Annotated in this window: 17 protein-coding genes and 1 tRNA gene; 11 read left to right on the plus strand and 7 right to left on the minus strand. The window is 64.9% G+C overall.

All coding sequences use genetic code 11. The features are described 5' to 3' along the window. Positions 1 to 208 precede the first annotated feature (208 nt). The gene (gene dnaE / locus QRN25_RS16720; protein ID WP_285020352.1) at positions 209 to 3808 is read left to right on the plus strand and encodes a DNA polymerase III subunit alpha; all 3600 of its coding nucleotides are present in this window, start codon (positions 209 to 211) and stop codon (positions 3806 to 3808) included. 53 nt (positions 3809 to 3861) lie between these two features. Here dnaE and QRN25_RS16725 read toward each other — a convergent pair whose 3' ends face one another. Both QRN25_RS16725 and QRN25_RS16730 read right to left on the minus strand, forming a co-directional pair. Then, complete coding sequence (locus QRN25_RS16725; RefSeq protein WP_271181148.1) at positions 3862 to 4131, minus strand: hypothetical protein; 270 nt, start codon at positions 4129 to 4131, stop codon at positions 3862 to 3864. Positions 4132 to 4501: 370 nt separating this feature from the next. Next, positions 4502 to 5572 (minus strand): PA0069 family radical SAM protein, encoded by a 1071-nt coding sequence (locus tag QRN25_RS16730; protein WP_285020354.1) that lies wholly within the window; start codon positions 5570 to 5572, stop codon positions 4502 to 4504. A gap of 109 nt (positions 5573 to 5681) precedes the next feature. Here QRN25_RS16730 and QRN25_RS16735 point away from each other — a divergent pair, with 109 nt between their 5' ends. Both QRN25_RS16735 and QRN25_RS16740 read left to right on the plus strand, forming a co-directional pair. After that, positions 5682 to 6263, plus strand: coding sequence for a TetR/AcrR family transcriptional regulator (locus QRN25_RS16735; protein WP_271181145.1), 582 nt, complete (start codon positions 5682 to 5684; stop codon positions 6261 to 6263). A 142-nt stretch (positions 6264 to 6405) separates the two neighbouring features. Next, positions 6406 to 7254: a TauD/TfdA dioxygenase family protein gene (locus QRN25_RS16740; RefSeq protein ID WP_285020356.1), complete on the plus strand. Its 849-nt coding sequence runs from the start codon at positions 6406 to 6408 to the stop codon at positions 7252 to 7254. 207 nt (positions 7255 to 7461) lie between these two features. Here QRN25_RS16740 and QRN25_RS16745 read toward each other — a convergent pair whose 3' ends face one another. After that, positions 7462 to 8685, minus strand: coding sequence for an NADP-dependent isocitrate dehydrogenase (locus QRN25_RS16745; protein ID WP_008829742.1), 1224 nt, complete (start codon positions 8683 to 8685; stop codon positions 7462 to 7464). A 157-nt stretch (positions 8686 to 8842) separates the two neighbouring features. Here QRN25_RS16745 and QRN25_RS16750 point away from each other — a divergent pair, with 157 nt between their 5' ends. The 6 genes from QRN25_RS16750 to QRN25_RS16775 all read left to right on the plus strand — a co-directional run bounded on the left by QRN25_RS16750 (position 8843) and on the right by QRN25_RS16775 (position 14532). Then, on the plus strand, positions 8843 to 9604 hold the full coding sequence (locus QRN25_RS16750) for a crotonase/enoyl-CoA hydratase family protein (protein ID WP_271181143.1): 762 nt from the start codon (positions 8843 to 8845) through the stop codon (positions 9602 to 9604). Positions 9605 to 9971: 367 nt separating this feature from the next. Then, on the plus strand, positions 9972 to 10871 hold the full coding sequence (locus QRN25_RS16755) for a glycosyltransferase 61 family protein (protein ID WP_285020357.1): 900 nt from the start codon (positions 9972 to 9974) through the stop codon (positions 10869 to 10871). Between the two features lie 49 nt (positions 10872 to 10920). After that, positions 10921 to 11418 carry a serine O-acetyltransferase gene (locus QRN25_RS16760; RefSeq protein WP_285020359.1) on the plus strand — a complete coding sequence of 166 codons (498 nt, stop codon included), beginning with the start codon at positions 10921 to 10923 and terminating at the stop codon, positions 11416 to 11418. An 8-nt stretch (positions 11419 to 11426) separates the two neighbouring features. After that, entirely contained in the window at positions 11427 to 12992 is a 1566-nt protein-coding gene (locus QRN25_RS16765) for an AMP-binding protein (RefSeq protein ID WP_285020360.1), read from the plus strand. A gap of 11 nt (positions 12993 to 13003) precedes the next feature. After that, a complete protein-coding gene (locus tag QRN25_RS16770; protein WP_008829747.1) occupies positions 13004 to 13240 on the plus strand; it encodes an acyl carrier protein in 237 nt (78 codons plus the stop codon). Next, on the plus strand, positions 13237 to 14532 hold the full coding sequence (locus tag QRN25_RS16775; RefSeq protein ID WP_285020361.1) for a type III PLP-dependent enzyme domain-containing protein: 1296 nt from the start codon (positions 13237 to 13239) through the stop codon (positions 14530 to 14532). Before QRN25_RS16770 ends, QRN25_RS16775 begins: the two co-directional genes overlap by 4 nt. Before the next feature lie 169 nt (positions 14533 to 14701). On the opposite strand, the gene QRN25_RS16780 is transcribed toward QRN25_RS16775, so the two are convergent. Together QRN25_RS16780 and cpdR are read right to left on the minus strand one after the other, a co-directional pair. Next, positions 14702 to 14776, minus strand: a tRNA-Val gene (locus tag QRN25_RS16780). A 132-nt stretch (positions 14777 to 14908) separates the two neighbouring features. Continuing rightward, positions 14909 to 15283, minus strand: a complete 375-nt coding sequence (gene cpdR / locus QRN25_RS16785; RefSeq protein WP_008829749.1) for a cell cycle two-component system response regulator CpdR — start codon at positions 15281 to 15283, stop codon at positions 14909 to 14911. Between the two features lie 171 nt (positions 15284 to 15454). On the opposite strand from cpdR, the gene QRN25_RS16790 reads away from it, so the two are divergent. Beyond that, the gene (locus tag QRN25_RS16790) at positions 15455 to 16420 is read left to right on the plus strand and encodes an N-formylglutamate amidohydrolase (RefSeq protein WP_285020362.1); all 966 of its coding nucleotides are present in this window, start codon (positions 15455 to 15457) and stop codon (positions 16418 to 16420) included. A 294-nt stretch (positions 16421 to 16714) separates the two neighbouring features. Here the strand turns inward: QRN25_RS16790 and QRN25_RS16795 are convergent, their stop codons facing one another. Next, positions 16715 to 17515, minus strand: a complete 801-nt coding sequence (locus tag QRN25_RS16795) for a SapC family protein (RefSeq protein ID WP_285020363.1) — start codon at positions 17513 to 17515, stop codon at positions 16715 to 16717. A gap of 124 nt (positions 17516 to 17639) precedes the next feature. Then, positions 17640 to 19085 (minus strand): FAD-binding oxidoreductase, encoded by a 1446-nt coding sequence (locus tag QRN25_RS16800; RefSeq protein WP_285020364.1) that lies wholly within the window; start codon positions 19083 to 19085, stop codon positions 17640 to 17642. A 153-nt stretch (positions 19086 to 19238) separates the two neighbouring features. Here QRN25_RS16800 and QRN25_RS16805 point away from each other — a divergent pair, with 153 nt between their 5' ends. Then, a complete protein-coding gene (locus QRN25_RS16805) occupies positions 19239 to 19823 on the plus strand; it encodes a hypothetical protein (RefSeq protein WP_036523835.1) in 585 nt (194 codons plus the stop codon). Positions 19824 to 19837: the final 14 nt, after the last annotated feature.

A 19837-nucleotide genomic window follows, 5' to 3' on the forward strand; every position in this document is an offset into this window, starting at 1 on the left:
GCTTAGTGTTTGTGCGAGGCAAGAGCGTCGCGTCGCAAATCATTGCTTGAGCGGGAGTTTCCTGAGGGTGCAGATTACGTGCTCGCGGACTTTCGATCGTTGCAAGGGCCGCCATCGATCGCCTCTGGTTAACCATGCCTCCATGTATCCCCTGCCTTGTCATGTCACAGCCTTGATTGCGGCGGGGGGCAGTGCATAGATTTAGCGGATGCCGCATGCTTCGTTCGTACCGCTTCGCATCTTCTCCAGCTTCACCATGCTGGATGGCGCGATCGACCCGAAGGCGATCGCCAAGCTGGCCAAGGAGCGCAAGTTTCCCGCTGCCGGATTGTGCGATCGCAACGGCCTTTATGCTGCCCCGATCTACGCGGGTGCTGCCAAGAGCATGGGCGTACAGCCTATCGTCGGCACTTTCCTCGCCATCGCCCGGCCCGGAGCTGTGGCGCAGGGGCAGGAGCGCCCGATCGACTGGATCGCACTCTTCGCGCAGAACGAGGCGGGCTGGCTTAACCTGTGCCACCACGTCAGCCGCGCGCACCTCGACCGACCGCTGGAGATGGACCCCAACGTCGAGCTGGACTCGCTGCGCGGCTATACCGACGGCCTGATCTGCCTCACTGGCGGCAACGAGGGCGCACTTGCACGGCTTTATGCGGCCGGCCGCCACGAGCAAGCAGAAAGCTACTGCGACACCCTCCAGTCGCTGTTCGGCGACCGCCTCTACATCGAGATCACCCGGACCGGCGAACCTGAGGAGGACGAGAGCGAGGAAGACCTGATCGCGCTCGCCTACCAGCGCGATATTCCGCTCGTTGGCACCAACCCAGCGCAGTTTGCCGAGAAGACCTTCCACGCGGCCCATGACGCGATGCTGTGCATCGCCAACTCGACGCAAGTTGATGCGGCGGACCGTCCGCGTTCCTCGTCCGAGCGCTGGGTGAAGCCGGTCGGCGAGATGGCGGAGCTGTTTTCCGACCTGCCCGAGGCGCTGGCAAACACGCTCGTCGTCGCGCAGCGCTGCGCGTACGTACCGCCAAAGCGCAAGCCGTTGCTGCCGAGCCTCGCCGGCGATCGCGAAGGCGAGGCACGCATGCTGGCGGACGACTCGCGCCGTGGTCTTGCGGCGCGCCTCGCGCCATACTGGCCAGAAGTGACCGAGCAGGAACTCGACGAGGCGATGGCGCTGAAGGGCGACGAACGCCGCGCCGCATATGAAGCCCTGCGTGAAAAGGGCGTCACCGAAGACTTTCTCGAATACGCGGATCGTCTCGATTTCGAGGTCGGCATCATCGTCGGGATGGGGTTCCCTGGCTACTTCCTGATCGTTGCCGACTTTATCAAATGGTCAAACGAGAACGGCATCCCGGTGGGTCCCGGCCGTGGTTCGGGTGCAGGCTCGCTGGTGGCATGGGCGTTGACCATTACCGGCCTTGATCCGCTCAAGCTCGGCCTGCTGTTCGAACGCTTCCTCAACCCCGAGCGCGTCTCGATGCCGGACTTCGACATCGACTTCTGCGAAACCCGGCGCGGCGAGGTGATCCGCTACGTCCAAAAGAAGTACGGGCACGATCACGTCGCGCAGATCATTACCTTCGGCAAGATGAAGGCCCGCGCGGTGCTGCGCGACTGTGGCCGCATCCTGCAGATGGGCTATGGCCGCGTCGATTCGCTGTGCAAGATGGTGCCCAACCATCCGACCGATCCGTGGACGCTGACCGAGACGATCCAGGGGCGCAAGGCGCACGGCGTCACCAAAGACCCGCCGGTCGCGGAGTTCAAGCGCGAGTACGACAACGACCGCGAAGTGCGCCGTCTGGTAGATCTCGCGGTCCAGCTTGAGGGTCTGCCGCGCAACTCGTCCACCCACGCGGCGGGCGTGGTGATCGGTGATCGCCCGCTGGCGCAGCTGGTGCCACTCTACCGCGACCCGCGTTCCGACATGCCGGTGACCCAGTTCGACATGAAATATGTCGAGGATACCGGACTCGTGAAGTTCGACTTCCTCGGCCTCAAGACGCTGTCGGTGCTGCGCAAGGCGTGCGACCTTCTCGAACGACGTGGCATCACGATCAACCTGTCGACGCTCGCGTGGGATGATCCGGGCGTCTACGAGTTGCTCAAGCGCGGCGATACGGTGGGCGTGTTCCAGCTCGAATCGGAAGGCATGCGCCGCACGCTGGCGGCGGTGAAGCCGACCAACTTCGGCGACATCATCGCGCTCGTCTCGCTCTATCGCCCCGGTCCGATGGACAACATCCCGCTGTTCGGCCAGCGCAAGAACGGCCTCGCGCCCATCGAGTATCCGCATGACAAGCTGGCGGGCATCCTGGGCGAGACTTACGGCATTTTCGTCTACCAGGAACAGGTCATGCAGGCCGCGCAGATCCTGGCGGGCTACTCGCTCGGTGACGCCGACCTTCTGCGCCGCGCGATGGGCAAGAAGGTCCAGGCGGAAATGGACAAGCAGCGCCAGCGCTTCGTCGATGGCTGCAAGGAAGTCTCGGGCATCGACGCCGCCAAGGCCAACGAACTGTTCGACTTGATCGACAAATTCGCCGGTTACGGCTTCAACAAGTCGCACGCAGCCGCCTACGCGCTGCTGGCATATCATACGGCGTGGTTCAAGGCCCATTACCCGCACGAATTCTATGCCGCCGCGATGTGCTTCGACATGCACCAGTCGGAAAAGCTCGCGATATTCGTGGACGACGCGCGACGCAACGGCATCGAACTCGCCGCGCCCGACATCAACCGCTCCGAGGCCGAATTCATCGTCGAGGAGACGGCCGAAAGCCACGCAGTGCGCTATGCGCTGGCGGGTATCCGCAACGTCGGCGAAAAGGCGATGGACGCCATCGTCGCCGAGCGCGAGGCGAACGGGCCGTTCGTCGATCTCGACGACGTGTTCCGCCGCGCGCCTGCCGGATCGATGAACCGCCGCCAGCTGGAAAGCCTGGCGGCAGCGGGTGCGTTCGATGCGCTGGAGCCGAACCGCGCCAAAGTGCTCGCCAATGCCGATACCCTGCTCGCCGAGGCAGACCGTTCCTCGCGCGAGCGTAATTCCAGCCAGCACGGGCTGTTCGGCGGAGACGATCACGTCGAGCAGGGCCTTCGTCTTGTCGAAGCAGACAAGTGGGACCGTGCCGAGCACATGGCCAAGGAGCGCGAGACGTTCGGCTTCTACTTCGCCGCACATCCGGTGGAGCAGTATCGCGCGGTCGCCTCTGCCAACGGTGCGCGGACGTACTCCAGCCTCATGGCCGGCGGCGGAGGAGGCCGCACCGGCGCGGTGATGGCGGCGATGGTGGAGGGCGTCCAGAAGCGCAAGACCCGCAAGGGCAAGGACTTCGTGATGGCCGACTTCTCGGATTCGTCAGGCAATTTCTCGGCTTCGTGTTTCGAGGAGAGCCTGGTCGAGAACTTCGTGAAATGGGCCAAGGAAGGTGCCTGCATCCTCCTCAATGTCGAACTTGATTCGCCCAGTCCGGACGAACCCCCGCGCGTCACCGTACGTGGCGGTAGGCCTCTGAACGAAGTGAAGGCCGACGCCCGCATGGTGCTCAAGCTCGACATCGATCGGGTCGAGGCGGTGCAGGAGCTGGCGCTGCTGATGCGTCCCGGTGCGCGCGGGGCGGGGGAGGTGATCGCAACGCTCCACCTCGGAGACGGGCGCACGCAGAAAGTGCGGCTCGGCCGTGACTTCGCGCTCGACGGCGAATTCGCCGAGCACCTTCAGAGTGTGCAGGGGATAACGAACGTCTCGCTGACGGCCAAGCGCGGACCTGAGCGGGTTGCCATGGCCGCCTGATGCGTGGCGGCAGCCCCCGGCGCGGGGCTGCCTTCGCGCCGGATACTGCCTGATTACTTGTCAGTCTTGACCGCGTCCTGGGCAGCATCGCCGACCTTGGTGGCGGCATTGCCGACGTCGTTGGCAGCTTCGGCGATGGCGTTGTCCTTGGCGGTCTCGCTGTTCTGGCTGAACAGGTAGATGCCGCCGACGATCGCGACGAGCAGCACGAGGGCCATCACGATCCCGGTGCCGCCGCCCGTCGAGCGTGTTTCGCGTATGATGGTGGTCTGACCCGGCGCCGCGTTTGCCGGGTGTTCGGTGGTAACGGTTTCTTCTGCCATGGTGGACTCCTGTCCTTTTGGTTGCTGGCAGGAGGAACGCGTAATTTTTGGGGAGGTTGCCCGACAAGTTGTCGGGACGTCTTCAGCGGTCGGGATACTGCGGTGGGCGTTTCCCGTCGACAGCGGCGACGCCTTCCGAGAAATCCTTGGGCATCAGCATCATGACCTGCTGCCGATCTTGCCTCCCACCACACCCGACAGTGACCGGGCATCGAGATTGCGGTTCGGCGTTTATTTGGTGAGCCTGAGGCCCATCGGCATTGTCGACCGTCTCCCCCGCATCGCGGCGTTCGACAAGGATCGGATGGGCCATGGCGCAGGACAGGCCGGGCCGGAGATTGCGTAATCACCAGAGCGCCATCGTGCTTGCTTACAAAAGCGAGAGTTGCCCATCCAGAGAGGGGCGACGGAACCGTGTGCAATCCAGTGCGACATGCGGCCCTGTGATGCCCAGTCGCGTGGCGGCCACGCGGAAGCGGCGGCGGAACAGGTCGGCCCAGACGCCCTCGGGCCTCATGCGGGTAACGAAATTCGGATCGTTGTCCCGTCCGCCCCGGATCGAGCGGATCGTCGCTATCACCTTGCCGGCGCGCTGCGGAAAATGCGCGTCGAGCCATTCACGGAACAAGGGAGCGACTTCGTGCGGCAGGCGGATCACGATCCATGAGGCCGACCGGACACCGCGCGTGGCGGCATCCTCCAGTATCGCTTCCATGAAACTGTCGTTAATCGACGGGATGACCGGGGCGATCGAGACATGTGCCGGCACGCCCGCCGCTACCAGTCGACCGAGCGCTGCCATGCGTTTGGCGGGTGAGGCTGCACGCGGTTCAAGCTTCTGCGACAGCACCGGGTCGAGGCTGGTCACCGATATTCCCACATGCACGAGATTGTGCGCCGCAAGCCGTTCCAGCAGGTCGAGGTCGCGCAGCACGCGGTCGGACTTGGTGGTGATCGTCACTGGATGGCGCACATCGAGGCACAGTTCCAGCACCTCGCGCGTGATGTGATAGCGGGTCTCGATCGGCTGGTAGGGGTCTGTATTGGTGCCCATCGCGATCGGCGCGGGCTTGTAGCCGGGCTTTGCCAGCGTTTCGCGCAGGAGCTTCGCAGCGGTCGGTTTAGCGAACAGTTTCGTTTCGAAATCGAGGCCGGGCGAGAGATCGTGATAAGCATGCGTGGGCCGCGCGAAGCAGTAGATGCAGCCATGCTCGCACCCCCTGTAAGCGTTGATCGAACGGTCGAACGGCACATCGGGCGACTTGTTGAAAGAGAGGATCGAGCGCGGGTGCTCCTCCGTAACGGTGGTCGCTGGGTGGCGGACAGGGCCGTCGACCGTTTCTGCCACGTCGAGCCAGTCACCGTCCGCTTCGCGTGCAGGCAGGTTGAAGCGCGCGCTCGCCGCGCCACTAATCGCTCCTCTGCCCTTGATCGCTTCCATGGTAGTGGAGTGAACAAAATAGGAACAAAAGTCAATCTGTCGTTACGTGTCCCAGCGCAGGTTGATCTTGCTGCGCTGCACCCTTAGGCGGGCGTGAAAGGGGAATTTAATGGCAGGCGCAGCGCGCAGGGTCGGAGCCGAGACGTCCGCGACACGGGCGGTCATCGTCGAGGCCACCAACCAGTTGATCCGGGACGAAGGCTATGCCGCCGTCAGCACGCGGCGCGTGGCGGCCCGGGCAGGGCTCAAGCCCTCGCTGGTGCACTACTATTTCCCTACCACCGACGACCTGCTGGTGGAGGTTTCGCGGCAAGGGGCGGCGCAGAGCGACCGCATGATCGAGGAGGCGCTGGCTTCCGACGACCCGCTGCGTGCGCTGTGGGGATTCTTCATCGATACCAGCCGGGTGGCGATGGCGCTGGAGTTCATGGCGCTCGCCAACCATCGTCCCGCGGTGCGTGACTACATGGCGCAGCACAGCGAGGAAATGCGCGCGCGGCAGGTCACGATCCTGCAGCACCTACTCGGCGACAGGTTGGACCGGCTCGATGGCTTCGATGCGGCGGGGTTCAGCGTCGTTCTTGCCGGGATCGGACGGGCGGTGGTGATGGAGCAGGGGCTGGGGGTGAAGACCGGTCATGCCCAGGCGATCCGTATCGTAGAAGGTTGGCTGGACAAGCTGGCCGCCTGAGACACGATGCCGACACATACCGCGCGGGCGCTGATTGGGGTGCCGCAGGGGGTGGTGTGTGCAACTCGGCTTGATTCTCTCGGATGCTGGGCGAAGAACGTGGTAACAGCGTTCTCATACGGCATTCCTGGGAGACAAGGCCATGACGGTCGCCACCACCACTGCTCAGTTGAAGGCTGAGCACATCAAGCCGAAGATCGGCAGCCGCATTCTCAATTCGAAGGAAGAACTGCTTTCCGGCGAACTCGCCGCGCAACTGCGCGAAGAGCTTGAGGCGCGCGGCATCCTGGTCTTTCCGAAGATCAATTTCGATGACGCGGAGCAGATCGCCTTCACCAAGACGCTCGGCGAATACGCGCCCGAGGGGCCGGACGGCGGGCCGAGCAAGATTACGCTCGACGTGAAGGAAAACCCGGCCAGCGCGGAATACCTCAAGGGTTCGCTCTACTGGCACATCGACGGGACCCGCAACGAAGTGCCGATCCTGGCCTCGCTGCTCTCGTGCAAGGTGCCGAGCCCGAAGGGCACGGGCAACACCGGGTTCTCGAATACCTATGCCGCCTATGACGCGCTGTCCGACGAGGACAAGGCATATTACGACGATTTGCGCGTGCTCCATGGACCCTGGGCCTCGCTGTTCTACTACGAGCCGGAGCCGAGCCTCGCCAAGCTCAAGATCATGCAGGGGATCGGCGAGAAGGTGCTGCCGCTGGTGTGGAAGCACGCGTCGGGGCGCAAGTCGCTGGTGCTAGGTTGCACCTGCCATCACGTGCAGGGCGTCGACCACCTGGAGAGCGCGCGGATCATCCACGGTTTGCGCGAATGGGCGACGGGGTCGGAGTTCACTTATAGTCACGAATGGTCGGTGGGCGACCTGGTGATCTGGGACAACACCGGCACCATGCACCGCGCCGAGGCCTACGATCCGAACTGCGGGCGCATGATGCACCGCACCAAGCTGGAGGGCGAGGAGCCCTGGGCGGTGGAGTAAAATCCTCCCCGGTACGGGGAGGGGGACCACCCGCAAGGGTGGTGGAGGGACACAGGCGGTTTGCGCGAGATCGGTGGGGAGCGCCTCGCACGGGGGTGCCCCTCCACCATGCTTCGTATGGTCTCCCTCCCCAAAAGGGGAGGAATAGAAAAAGGCCCGCCCCCTCTTGTGAAGGGGCGGGCCTTTTACATTCAACCGACCGAAGGATCAGGCCCAGGTGGCCATTTCGGTCTCGAGGTTCTCGACGATAGCCTCGAAGAACTGCTCCGTGGTCATCCAGCTCTGGTCCGGACCGATCAGCAGCGCGAGGTCCTTGGTCATCTTGCCGCTCTCGACGGTCTCGATGCAGATGCGCTCGACGGTCTCGGCGAACTTCACGACGTCCGGCGTACCGTCGAACTTGCCGCGATAGGCAAGGCCGCGGGTCCAGGCGAAGATCGACGCGATCGGGTTGGTCGAGGTCGCCTTGCCCTGCTGGTGCTGGCGGTAGTGACGGGTCACGGTGCCGTGGGCCGCTTCGGCCTCGACGGTCTTGCCGTCGGGCGAGAGCAGAACCGAGGTCATCAGGCCCAGCGAGCCGAAGCCCTGCGCGACGGTGTCCGACTGCACGTCGCCGTCGTAGTTCTTGCACGCCCAGACGAACTTGCCCGACCACTTGAGCGCCGAGGCGACCATGTCGTCGATCAGGCGGTGCTCGTAGATGATGCCGGCGGCGGCGAACTTCTCGGCGAAGCCTTCCTTGTCGAACACTTCCTGGAACAGATCCTTGAAGCGGCCGTCATAGGCCTTGAGGATCGTGTTCTTGGTCGACAGGTACACCGGCCAGCCGAGGTTGAGGCCGTAGTTGAACGAGGCGCGCGCGAAGTCGCGGATCGATTCGTCGAGGTTGTACATCGCCATGGCGACGCCCGGAGCCGGGAAGTCGAACACGTCGAGGTCGATCTTGTCGCCGTTTTCGCCGTCCCACACCAGGCGCAGCTTGCCGGCGCCGGGGATCAGGGTGTCGGTGGCCTTGTACTGGTCACCGAAGGCGTGACGGCCGACGACGATCGGGTCGGTCCAGCCCGGAACCAGGCGGGGCACGTTCGAGATCACGATGGGCTCGCGGAAGACGACGCCGCCGAGGATGTTGCGGATGGTGCCGTTGGGCGACTTCCACATCTTCTTGAGGCTGAATTCCTCGACGCGGGCTTCGTCGGGGGTGATGGTGGCGCACTTGACGGCGACGCCGAATTCCTTGGTCGCGTTGGCGGCGTCGATGGTGATCTGGTCACCGGTCTCGTCGCGCTTCTCGACCGAGAGGTCGTAGTACTTGAGGTCGATGTCGAGGTAGGGGAGGATCAGACGCTCGCGGATCCACTGCCAGATGATGCGGGTCATTTCATCGCCGTCCATTTCGACGACGGGGTTCACAACCTTGATCTTTGCCATTCTAAAGGGACTCCCCTGGGGTGAGAATTGCGGCAGTCTCTAGGCACGGCTGCGCCCCATGGCAAGGCCGAGACTGGGGTGTGACAGCACCGACAGCGGCTTTGCAGGCCGGGGTTCGACCCCGTGCCTGTCACTAAGTGCAGGAGAGGAGGGCAGGATGAGCGAGGAAGTGTTGCTGGCCGAACGCGATGGCGTGCTGGAGGTCACCATCAACCGGCCCGAGCAGCGCAATGCGATGACCAAGTTGGCGGCGGCGGGAATCGCGGCGGCGATGGATCGGCTCGAATCGGCGGATCACCTGCGCTGCGCGATCCTGACGGGCGCGGGCGGCAGCTTCTGCGCAGGCATGGACCTCAAGGGTTTCCTGAACGGCGAACTGCCGGTGGACGAGCGCGGCGGCTTCGGCGGCATCTGCACGTGGACGCCAGGCAAGCCGATCATCGCGGCGGTCGATGGGCCGGCGCTGGCTGGCGGCTTCGAACTCGCACTTGCATGCGATCTCATCGTCGCGAACAAAAATGCACGCTTCGGCATTCCTGAGGTCAAGCGCGGGCTGGTCGCGGCGGGAGGCGGCCTGGTGCAACTTCCTCGCCTGTTGCCCCGCGCCCTGGCGATGGAACTGGCGCTGACCGGCGATCCGATCAACGCTGACAGGGCATTGGAACTCGGCCTGATCAATCGCATTATCGATGGCCCTGCAATCGACGCCGCGAGAGAACTGGCTCAGCGGATCGCGGCCAACGGACCCCTGGCAGTGGCGGCATCCAAGGGGATCACGCGCGACTCGTGGCTCTGGCCGATCGACCAGATCAACGAATATCAGAACGCGCACGTGGCGCATGTCTTCACGTCGGAAGACGCGAGAGAAGGCGCCCTGGCCTTTGCCGAGAAGCGCACGCCGGTCTGGAAGGGGCGGTAGAAGGCGCATTCGCGTTCCGCAGGTGCGGCTGGTCGAATCCACTTGGGGCTTTGCCTAAGGGATACTCTGTTCCGCCGGGTTCGGATACGCAGGTTGCCGGTGCTGTGGAAGTATTTCTGTGTGAATTTCACAAATACCGCACAGGACTTGCCCGTGATCTGTTTCTGTCGTTTCAGTATTGCGAGCCGTGTACTTTGCGCAGGTTCGTGTTGACGGCGGAGGGTCGGTCGATATGCGCCCCTCCATCCTTCCAGCCCTTCAGGGGTTGTCGCGCCTTCTGGGGCACAGGCCCGACGACGTCGTGTCGCACGCAAGCGAGCGGTGGCAGATCGCGCCCGGCGGTACGGTACACGTGAGGCCGGCATTGATGCTGGCCAATCAGATCGAGCGCATCCGGGGAGCGGAATTCGCCACCGTGGCCGAAGTGGTGCGCGATTTTCACGGCGGCTTCGATGTTCCGCAGCGGCCGACCATGGGCTATGCCTTTCGAGATGCATCGCTGCTGGACGGCGTGCTCTACGCGGGAACCGCAACGCGGCACTTGCGGCCCCGCGCGGGACGGCGGCCCGTGGGCATGGTAGGTCACGCGACCGGGCGCGCGGCTTTCTACGAAAGCTGGACCGGCAATCGCTGGTTTGGCAACTGGCTCAGCGACGATTGCCTGACGTATCGTCTGGCCGAAAGTGCCGGCGTACCGACGACCACCTCGCCAGCAAAAGGACACCAACCCGACTACGAGCGAAGGCTGGGCATGGCGGTCACGCGCGCGCAGGCGACGGTGTTCGACGAACTTATCCTCTTCGACGACCTGCCGAACAACGACAACAAGCGTGAGCGCGCGACCGATCTGCGCCGCCGACTGGTTGGCCCTGAACCCTGCAGCCATCGCGGCGTCTTCCTTCTTCGCGGCATGACCGGTGCGCGGCGCGTGCTCGACAACGAGCGGCAGGTCGCTGAGCATCTGGCGACACGGCACGGCTTCCGTGTGCTCGATCCTTCAGGGGCGAGCCTCGACGAGATCCTTGACTCATGTGCCGGCGCGGAAGTGGTCGCCGGGGTCGAGGGCAGTCATCTCGTTCATGGTCTGGTGATGATGCCGGCAAAGGCCCGGGCGCTGGTGATTCAGCCTCCGGCGCGAGCGGTGGTGGCGCTCAAGCTGCTCACGGATCGGCAGGGGCAGGACTATTCGATGGTTGTGGCTACGGGAGGCGACGATGTTTTTCACGCGGATATCGACGAAATCGATCGAACACTCGATCTCGTCTGACGCTGCCGGACATGGCCAGCGGGTGCAGCGCCCTTCAGCCTGGCGGACGATGCGCGACGATTATCGGCGGCATGGCAGTTCGGTCACGAACGGGGCGTTCATCTCGCTGTGCGTCTATCGTTTCGGTCGATGGGCTCTGCAGCGGCGCAACAGACTGGCGCGCACGCTGGCCGCGAAGGCCTACGGCTTCGTGAACCTGTTCGTTGCTAACATCACCAAGATCTGGATCCCGCCCCAGGTCACGATCGGCGATGCGTTCCACATCATCAATAACGAAGGTTCGCTCTCGATCCACCCGGATGCCGTGATCGGCGACCGGCTGGGTGTGATGCACAACGTCACCATCGGTACCAACATGAACCGGGGCGTACCGACGATCGGCGACGACGTATTCATCGGCACCAATTCGACGGTCCTGGGCAAGATCCGCATCGGCGACAGGGTCCGCATAGGCGCCAACACCGCCGTGTCGACCGACGTACCTTCCGATTCGGTCTGCGTCGGTTCGCCGGCAAGGATCTACCCGCGCCTGGGGCCACTGCTGTGAGTGCGCCGGTGAGCATTGCGGTTCGCACCGTATCCGACCTGTTCGCGCATAACCTGCCCGAGCGTGCCGCGAAGTCGTTCCTCGTAGACCCAGGCCGGAGTTGGACTTACGCCGAGGTCGCCGCCGAAGTCGATCGAGTCGCGGCCTTCCTCGCGGCGGATGGCATCGAGCCCGGCGACCGCGTGGTCGTGCAGGTTCGCAAGGGGATGCGCGAAGTGGCGGCGATGCTGGCGGTCAGCCGTATCGGCGGCGTCTTCGTCAACGTCAACACCGTCTGGACCGGCGAACAGTTGCATTACGTCATCGAGGACAGCGGCGCGCGCGGGGCGATCCTCGAAGGCGGAGCGGCGGCGGCACTTCCGCAGGGTCATGCGCTGGTCGTGCTTGTCGCGAGCGGGCCGTCCATCACGGGGCTGCAGAGCTGGGACGGTCTGCCCGAGGTATCTTTCCCGTCGCCGGTGTCGTGCGATGACGGAGACCTGGCGGCGATCATCTACACTTCGGGTTCGACCGGCCGACCAAAGGGCGTGATGCTCACGCACGCGAACATCGTCAGCGGCGCGCGTTCGGTCACAGCCTATCTCGAACTGCGCGGTGACGACAGGCTGCTCAGCGTGCTGCCCTACAGCTTCGACTACGGGTTCAACCAGCTCACCACGATGATGCTCGTCGGCGGCACGGTGGTGCATCAGCCCGTGACGATGGCGACCGAGATCGTCCGGGCCATCCGTGAGCACGCGGTGACCGGCTTCGGGGCGGTGCCGCCGTTGTGGATCCAGTTCATTCGCCTTCTCGACGCCTCGGGCGAAGCGCTGCCCTCGCTGCGGCTGGTCACCAATTCGGGCGGCAAGATCCCGCTGAACATCCTCGAGCGGATGCCTGCGCTGCTGCCGGATACGCGCATCTATCTCATGTACGGTCTCACGGAGGCGTTCCGCTCCACCTACCTGCCTCCCGAGAAGTTCGCCGCCAAGATGGGCGCGATCGGCCGCGCGGTGCCGGAGAACGAAGTCTACGTCATCCGTGAAGGTATCGGCATCGCCGGGCCGGGCGAGCAGGGCGAACTCGTCCACCGCGGCGCCTTCGTCAGCCAGGGCTATTGGAACCGACCGGACGCCACGGCCGAGAAGATCAGGCCCTGTCCCGAACTCGCCGCGCTGATCGGCGAGGAGCCGGTGGTCTACAGCGGCGACATCGTGCGCGTGGACGAGGACGGTGACTTGTGGTTCGTCTCGCGCCGCGATGCCCTGATCAAGAGCAGCGGCTTCCGCATCAGCCCCGACGAGGTCGAGGACATCGTCCACCGCAGCGGCATGGCCGCCGACGTGGTCGTCTTCGGTGTCGCCGACGACCTGCTCGGCCAGAGCGTCCAGGTCGCCGCCACGCTCGCCCCCGGCGCCACGCGCGAGGGGCTGCTGGCCTACTGCCGCAAGGTCATGCCTGCCTACATGGTGCCGCGCGCGATCCATGTCTGGAACGCGCCGATGCCGCGTACCGCCAGCGGCAAGCTCGCCCGGCCCGAAGTGGTCCGCCTGAGCACGCCCTCGGCCGACCGACCGCAACTTTCGATCTAGGAGTAATGCACATGGCTCTCACCACCGATAGGATCATCCAGAACCTTCAGGCGATCTCCGGCTACGACGGGGTCGTCGATCCCGACACCTGCCTGTTCTCGTCCGGCATGCTCGATTCGATCGCGATGATCTCCCTCATCGCCTTCGTCGAGCAGGAGGCCGGGATCGAGATTCGCGCCGACGAGGTGACGCTGGAGAACTTCGACACGCCCGCGCGCATCACCCGCTTCGCTGGCGAACGGGTATGAACGCGGCGGATCGCGACACCTGGCTGGCGGCGGCGGCCGAGCAGTTCGGCACCCCGTCCTTTGTGTACTTCACCGAGGCCATCGCCGAGAGGATCGCCGCGCTCCGCCATGCCTTCGAAGACCAGTTGGCGCTCAGCTTCGCGGTCAAGTGCAACCCCAACCCGGCACTGCTGAAATGGATGGTCGGGCGGGTCGACCTGCTGGACGTCTCGTCCATCGGCGAATTCCGGCTGGCGCTGCAGGCCGGGTGGGACCCGGCACTCGTGAGCTTCACCGGCCCCGGCAAGCGCGAATTCGAGATTCGCGAGGCAGTCCTCGGCGGGGTCGGCCTGCTGGTGCTCGAATCCTTGCGCGAAGCTGGAATTGCGGACGAGGTTGCCCGCGCCGCAGGCCGTGTCCAGCCGGTGCTGCTGCGGATCGCGCCCGATTCCGTCCCGCGCGGGTTCGGCGACCAGATGGCCGGGCGCCCGAGCCCGTTCGGCATTGACCTGCCCGATGCCCGCGAGGCGCTGGAGCAGATCGTCGCAATGCCAGGCCTGCGCCTTGCCGGGCTGCACATCTATTCCGGCACCCAGTGCCTGAAGCCCGACGCCATCGTCGAGAACTACCGGGGCTTCCTCTCGATTTTCACCGACTTGTGCGAGGCGGTGGACATCACGCCGGAGAGCCTCGTGCTCGGCTCGGGGCTCGGCGTTCCATATCACGACGGCGACACGCCGCTCCCGCTCGACGCCGTGGCTTCGGCGATCCTGCCCGACATCGCCCGTTTCCGAGAAGACCCACGCTTCGCCGGGGCCAGGTTGAAGCTGGAACTTGGCCGCTACCTCGTGGCCGAGGCAGGCTATTTCCTTGTGCGCGTCATCTCGCTGAAGCAGTCGCGCGGCGTGTCGATCGCGATCTGCGACGGTGGCATGAACAATCACCTGCCCGCATCGGGGCACTTCGGCATGGTGATCCGCCGCAACTACAAGATGCACCGCGTTGGCGGCCAGAGCGCTATCGACAGCGATACCGGCATTTATGACGTGACCGGCCCGCTGTGCACCTCGATCGACCGGCTGGGCGGTGGCGTCACGCTGGCGAGCTTGAGCGAAGGCGACGTGATCGCCATCCACAACAGCGGCGCCTACGGCCTGACGGCGAGCCCCATCCACTTCATCGGCCATGCGCCGCCCGCCGAACTGATGGTGATCGACGGCGCGCTGCATGACGTGTCGCGCTTCTTCGAGGCGACGACGGCCTGGCCAGGCGAACCGTCTCCCGAGGGGCAGGGCGCTCTCGCCACGGCCTGAGCGACAACCCAGTCGTCATTGCGAGCGCAGCGAAGCAATCCAGAGTCGCATAAGCCGCCCTGGATTGCTTCGCTGCGCTCGCAATGACGACGGGTGGGGAGAAATGTCTTTCAAAAGACCCGGAAAAGAAAAACCCCGCCTGGTCGCAAGACCGGCGGGGTTTCTGGAATGGTGGGCGTAGCAAGGATTGAACTTGCGACCCCTACGATGTCAACATAGTGCTCTACCACTGAGCTATACGCCCATTCCATTCATGGTTTCCTGCGGCGAACCGTAGGTCTCCATTCGAGCGCTCCGGTGAGTGTCCCCGCCGGAGGACTGGCCCTCTAGCTGCGCTTCTTTTGGCTGGCAAGGGCCTTGTGAGAAAAAATTTCGCTCAGAGCGTGGCGTGCTCGGCAAGGCCGAAGACGCGCTGCACTTCCATCACGATATCGCGCAGGTGGAAGGGCTTCGAGAGCACCTTGGCCTGGGGCGCCTCGCGGCTGGCACGCAGGGTCACGGCGGCGAATCCGGTGATGAACATCACCTTGGTCGAGGGCGAAATCTCGGCGCACCTTTGAGCAAGCTCGATCCCGTCCATTTCGGGCATGACGATATCCGACAGCAACAGGTCGAAATCGTCGTTCTTCAGATGGGGGATCGCCTCGGTCCCGCGATCGACCGCGACCACGCTGTAGCCCGCGTTCTGCAGCGCGCGGGCCAGGTAGGTGCGCATTGCGTCGTCGTCTTCGGCGAGGAGGATGCGGATCATCGCAGGTGTCCAGTCTTGTGCGTTGTGTTCTGGCATCGGCTTCGCCGTGCGTCTGTCCGTAGGCATACAGGGTAAGCGTTTATATTTCTTGTCCCTATTCGGAGGTGACCGGTATCGGGACGCTTTGACAGGACGGTATGAAACGCACAGCTTGAAGGGATGAGCGGGGCATTGGGTGAGAACGATTCGCAAGCCGGGTGGCAAGGTGTGGGCCAGGGTACGGGCGGCGGCCGAATTCCCGGCGCTCCCGGTGTTCCGGCGTTCTTTCTCGCCGAGGTCAACCCTTCCGCGATCCCGGTCCTGATCGCGGCGCCGCATGGCGGGCGTCATTATCCCCGGGCACTTCTCGCCGATTTTCGCCATGGTCCGACGGCGGCGCTCAAGCTCGAGGACCGCTATGTCGACCTCATGGCGCGTGGCATTGCCGAGGCCACGGGCGCGAGCCTGATTGTGGCCAACGCACCGCGCGCGATGATCGACCTCAACCGTGCGCCGGACGACATCGACTGGGAGATGTTCCAGCGCGAGGCGCGGCCATCAGAGGGTGTTCCCACGGCAAGTCGGCGTGTTCGGGGTGGGCTGGGCCTCATTCCCCGGCGCCTCCCCGTGCAGGGCGATCTGTGGCGGCGGCGGCTGGGAGCGGCCGATCTTGCCGAGCGGCTCGCCGGAGTGCACGAACCTTACCACGCAGCGATCGCCAAGGCGCTGTCGACGCTGCGCGAGCGGTGGGGAGCGGCCTTGCTGATCGATCTGCACTCGATGCCGCCGCTGCCGTCGCGGCCCGGCGTCGCCAGCGCGCAAATCGTGATCGGCGACCGCTTCGGAGCGAGTAGTCATGGCAGCGTCGTCGCATCCGCCTTCGCCCATTTCGCCCAGGTCGGGCGCGAGGCGGCGCACAATCGTCCTTACGCCGGTGGCTACGTGCTGGAACGGCATGGCGATCCGCGCGGCGGTATTCACGCACTGCAGATCGAGGTGGATCGCAGCCGCTATCTTGATTCGGCGCTGGTCGAACCGTCCGAGCAGATGCCGGGAATGATCGAGGATCTGGCGGGGCTGGTGCGCAGTCTGGGCAGCGTCGTCGCGGAACTGGGGCGTGACGCGGGGGCACAGGATTGGTCGTTGGCGGCGGAGTAGGTCGTCGGCGAGCGATGCTCTGCCGAGCAATTCTCTGAAGGCATTAAAAAACCACCTCGTGCGATGCACGAGGTGGCCAAGGTTCAGGGAGGAGGTGCACGAAGTGCACCAAACCCGAACGGGCCATGAGGGTAGCGCCGGCCGGGCAAGACCTAGATAGGCTGACCCAATCCGACATGCAAGCGATTCGTGAAGCAGGACCCATAAGAAATGTCCAGCGAACTATCCGTTACGCTTATCGAAAGGGGCAGGAGTGTGACAAAAGTGTCATGACGCCTGCCCCGCGAAGGTGAATCAGGCGTTCACGTCATCCGCAACCGGGGTTGCCGGCGGCGTGAAGTTCGGCACCTTGCCCTGCGATGCCTGGCGGCCGAAAATGTCGCGGACGAGTTCCAGCGAGAACAGGTGCGCGTAGATCAGGCCGAGCAGGCCGTTCTGGTTCCACTGGCGCAAGACGTCGCCGCGCACTTCGCGCAGCTTGTTCTCGTCGACCATCTGGAAGCCGCGGTAGTTGAAGGGCTGGGCCGCGCCCACGTCGATGTTCAGTTCGCCGTCCATGAGCAGCTTGTGCTTCTCGAGTTCGGCCATGAACTGCGCGGTCTTGTTGCCCGCGATCTCGAAGTTCTCGCAGAACTTGAGCATGTTGGTGGTGGTGTCGGTCGGCTGGCCGTCGTCGCTGAACAGCTGCTCGCCTTCGTCGATCTCGCCGACGAGGTCGCTGGACGGATCGACGCAGAGCGAAAGCTCATCCGAATCCGGGCGCAGCTTGGCCAGCATGAAGGGATAGCGGCGCACGTAGGCCGGGATGTAGACGGGGGTGTTCACCGTGCCGTCTTCATCGACGAACACGTTGGTGCCTTCGTTCATGCCCATCAGCACCAGCGGAATCGGGTTCTCGCCGGCGGTGAAGATGATCGGGAAGTTGCGCTGGGCCTGCGGGAATTCCTCGACCGTCAGCGGCACCGAGTTGATGCCGGCCAGCCAGGTCGCCTTGTCGGTCGAACGAGTCTTCCAGTTGGCGTGCTGCTGCGAGTTGAGCGGGATCAGGTCCTTGTAGAACAAGGGCAGTGCAGGATTCTGAGGCACGCTGGCCATGGGTACTCTCCGCGAGGGGTGGTCAGTCTTTGGAAGGGCGTGGCTTTAGAGGCTGCGGGGCGGCCGCGCAAGCGCGAGACCTCCCCATATCCGGCGATTCGGTGCAGGATGTTTCGTTGCCGGGTCAGACGAGCTTGCCGGGGTTGAGCAGCCCCCGGGGGTCGAGCGCCTGCTTGACCGCGCGCAGCATCGACAGCGCCACCGGATCGCCCAGCCGGGCCAGTTCGTCGCGCTTGAGCTGGCCGATCCCGTGCTCGGCCGAGATCGAGCCGCCCCATTGCGTGACGAGATCGTGGACCCTGCGGCTGATCGCCTTGCCCTCGGTCGCATTCCAGGCGCGGGCGTCGGCGGCTCCCGGCGCGATGACGTGGTAGTGCACGTTGCCGTCGCCGAGGTGGCCGAAGGCGATCGCCTCGGTGCCGGGGAACTCGGCTTCCAGCATCGGCGCGGTCGCCTCCACGAAGGCGGGCATCGCCTCCACCGGTACCGAAATGTCGTGCTGGACCGCCGGGCCGCGTGCGCGCTCGGCGGGGGGGACGGTCTCGCGGATGAGCCAGAACGCCTCGGCCTGCGATTCGCTGGCGGATAGGGCGGCGTCTTCGACAAGATCCTTCTCGAAGGCTTCGGCCATCATCGCCTCGCAGCGGTCGCGCAGGGTGTCTGCCTGCGCCCGGTCGGCGACAACCTCGATCAGCACGTGCCACGCATGGCGCCCTTCCAGCGGGGGGCGGGCGGTGGGGAGGTGTTCGACGACGGCGTCGATGCTGGCCTGCGGCATGACCTCGAAGCCTTCGAGCGCCTCGCCCTCCATCGCGTCGCAGTGAAGCAGCAGCGTGCGGGCAGCGGGCAGTGAGGAGACCCCCGCCCAGATCACCACCCGCTCGGCAACGGCGGGCAGCAGGCGCAGGGTCGCGGCGGTGACGATGCCGAGCGTGCCTTCCGATCCGATCAGCAACTGCTTGAGGTCGAAGCCCCGGTTGTCCTTCTTGAGCGGGGTGAGCTGGGAGAAGACCTGTCCATCGGCGAGCACCGCCTCCAGCCCCAGCACCAGGGCGCGCATCGATCCGTGGCGCAGCACTTGCGAGCCGCCCGCGTTGGTGGAGATCAGCCCGCCCACCGTCGCCGAGCCCTTGCCGCCCAGCGTCAACGGAAAGCGCAGATCCTGCGCTTCGGCGCTTTCGTGGAGCGTCTGGAGAATTAGGCCCGCCTCGCATGTCGCGCGGCCCGATTCGGTGTCGATCTCGCGAATCGCGTTCATGCGGCGCAGCGAAAGGAGCAGCGCGGTGCCACTCTCGTCGGGCGTGGCGCCGCCGGACATGCCGGAATTGCCGCCCTGGGGCACGATCGGCACGCCATGTTCGGCGCAGAGGCGTACCAGAGCGGACACCTCCTCGACATTGGCGGGAGAGGCGAGGGCGCAGGCCCGGCCGGTAAAGCGTCCGCGCCAGTCGGTAAGCCAGGGCGCCACGAGTTCAGGATCGGTCGTCAGGCCGCGCGGGCCGAGCAGGGCGGCGGCTTCCTTCAGAAAGCCGGCGGGTGCGGTGTCGTTCATCCTGGCGATATGGCACATGCTGCATGGGGTTTCATCACCGACGCGCGATAATTGCGAAGGCGGTTCGGGCGCTCGGTGGCGGACAAGTTAAGCGTCGGTTCAAGCTCTTGCCGTAAGGCGGACATGTCGGCATCGCTATGCGGCGTCGATTCCGGGGATACGAAAGACGACATGAGTTTTGCCTCCGCACTGCTGTATCCGTTCCTCCTGCTGCTCCCGGCGGCAGGGGGCGGCGACGGCGTGCCGCGCCCGGAAGATGCGGGCGTGGAGCCTGCCGAGGTGTCGCTCTGGCCCCCGATAGAAGCCGGCGTGCTGGCCGCCGATGCGCCGTTCGCGATCAGCCTGCTGCCCGAGGTCGCGCCGCAGGATGCCTGGCAGGTCCGCATCGAGCAGCGCATGACGATCCGAATCTCGCCGCCGCGCGCGTCGGTGCCGATGCCAGACATGTTCTTCGGCATGCCGACCGATGGCGGGGTGGAGTTCGCCGAGCGCAAGATGGGCAATTGCCTGCCCGCTTCCGGCATCGTCAGCGTGCGCCCCGATCGCGGCAACCGGCTGCTGCTGTTCATGCGCGACCGCCGGGTGGTCAGCGCCGAACTCGCCCGGTCCTGCCGCGCACGCGATTTCTACTCCGGCTTCCTGATTGAGCGTAACGAGGATGGGCGGGTCTGCGTGGATCGCGACACGCTGCTGTCGCGCAGCGGAATGAGCTGCACCTTGACCCGCATAAGGCAGCTGGTGGAGCAGGATCGCTAACGGGCATTCGGTCC

This window comes from Novosphingobium sp. fls2-241-R2A-195 (assembly GCF_030209485.1).
Lineage (GTDB): Bacteria > Pseudomonadota > Alphaproteobacteria > Sphingomonadales > Sphingomonadaceae > Novosphingobium > Novosphingobium resinovorum.

Bases quoted from the DNA above. Each gene is read 5' to 3' on its own strand.
- dnaE (WP_285020352.1), top strand. From the start codon at position 209: ATGCCGCATGCTTCGTTCGTACCGCTTCGCATCTTCTCCAGCTTCACC.
- cpdR (WP_008829749.1), bottom strand. From the start codon at position 15,283: ATGATCCGCATCCTCCTCGCCGAAGACGACGACGCAATGCGCACCTAC.
- QRN25_RS16740 (WP_285020356.1), top strand. From the start codon at position 6,406: ATGACGGTCGCCACCACCACTGCTCAGTTGAAGGCTGAGCACATCAAG.
- QRN25_RS16775 (WP_285020361.1), top strand. From the start codon at position 13,237: ATGAACGCGGCGGATCGCGACACCTGGCTGGCGGCGGCGGCCGAGCAG.
- QRN25_RS16770 (WP_008829747.1), top strand. From the start codon at position 13,004: ATGGCTCTCACCACCGATAGGATCATCCAGAACCTTCAGGCGATCTCC.
- QRN25_RS16735 (WP_271181145.1), top strand. From the start codon at position 5,682: ATGGCAGGCGCAGCGCGCAGGGTCGGAGCCGAGACGTCCGCGACACGG.
- QRN25_RS16755 (WP_285020357.1), top strand. From the start codon at position 9,972: ATGCTGGCCAATCAGATCGAGCGCATCCGGGGAGCGGAATTCGCCACC.
- QRN25_RS16805 (WP_036523835.1), top strand. From the start codon at position 19,239: ATGAGTTTTGCCTCCGCACTGCTGTATCCGTTCCTCCTGCTGCTCCCG.
- QRN25_RS16760 (WP_285020359.1), top strand. From the start codon at position 10,921: ATGCGCGACGATTATCGGCGGCATGGCAGTTCGGTCACGAACGGGGCG.
- QRN25_RS16730 (WP_285020354.1), bottom strand. From the start codon at position 5,572: ATGGAAGCGATCAAGGGCAGAGGAGCGATTAGTGGCGCGGCGAGCGCG.
- QRN25_RS16745 (WP_008829742.1), bottom strand. From the start codon at position 8,685: ATGGCAAAGATCAAGGTTGTGAACCCCGTCGTCGAAATGGACGGCGAT.
- QRN25_RS16725 (WP_271181148.1), bottom strand. From the start codon at position 4,131: ATGGCAGAAGAAACCGTTACCACCGAACACCCGGCAAACGCGGCGCCG.
- QRN25_RS16800 (WP_285020364.1), bottom strand. From the start codon at position 19,085: ATGTGCCATATCGCCAGGATGAACGACACCGCACCCGCCGGCTTTCTG.
- QRN25_RS16750 (WP_271181143.1), top strand. From the start codon at position 8,843: ATGAGCGAGGAAGTGTTGCTGGCCGAACGCGATGGCGTGCTGGAGGTC.
- QRN25_RS16795 (WP_285020363.1), bottom strand. From the start codon at position 17,515: ATGGCCAGCGTGCCTCAGAATCCTGCACTGCCCTTGTTCTACAAGGAC.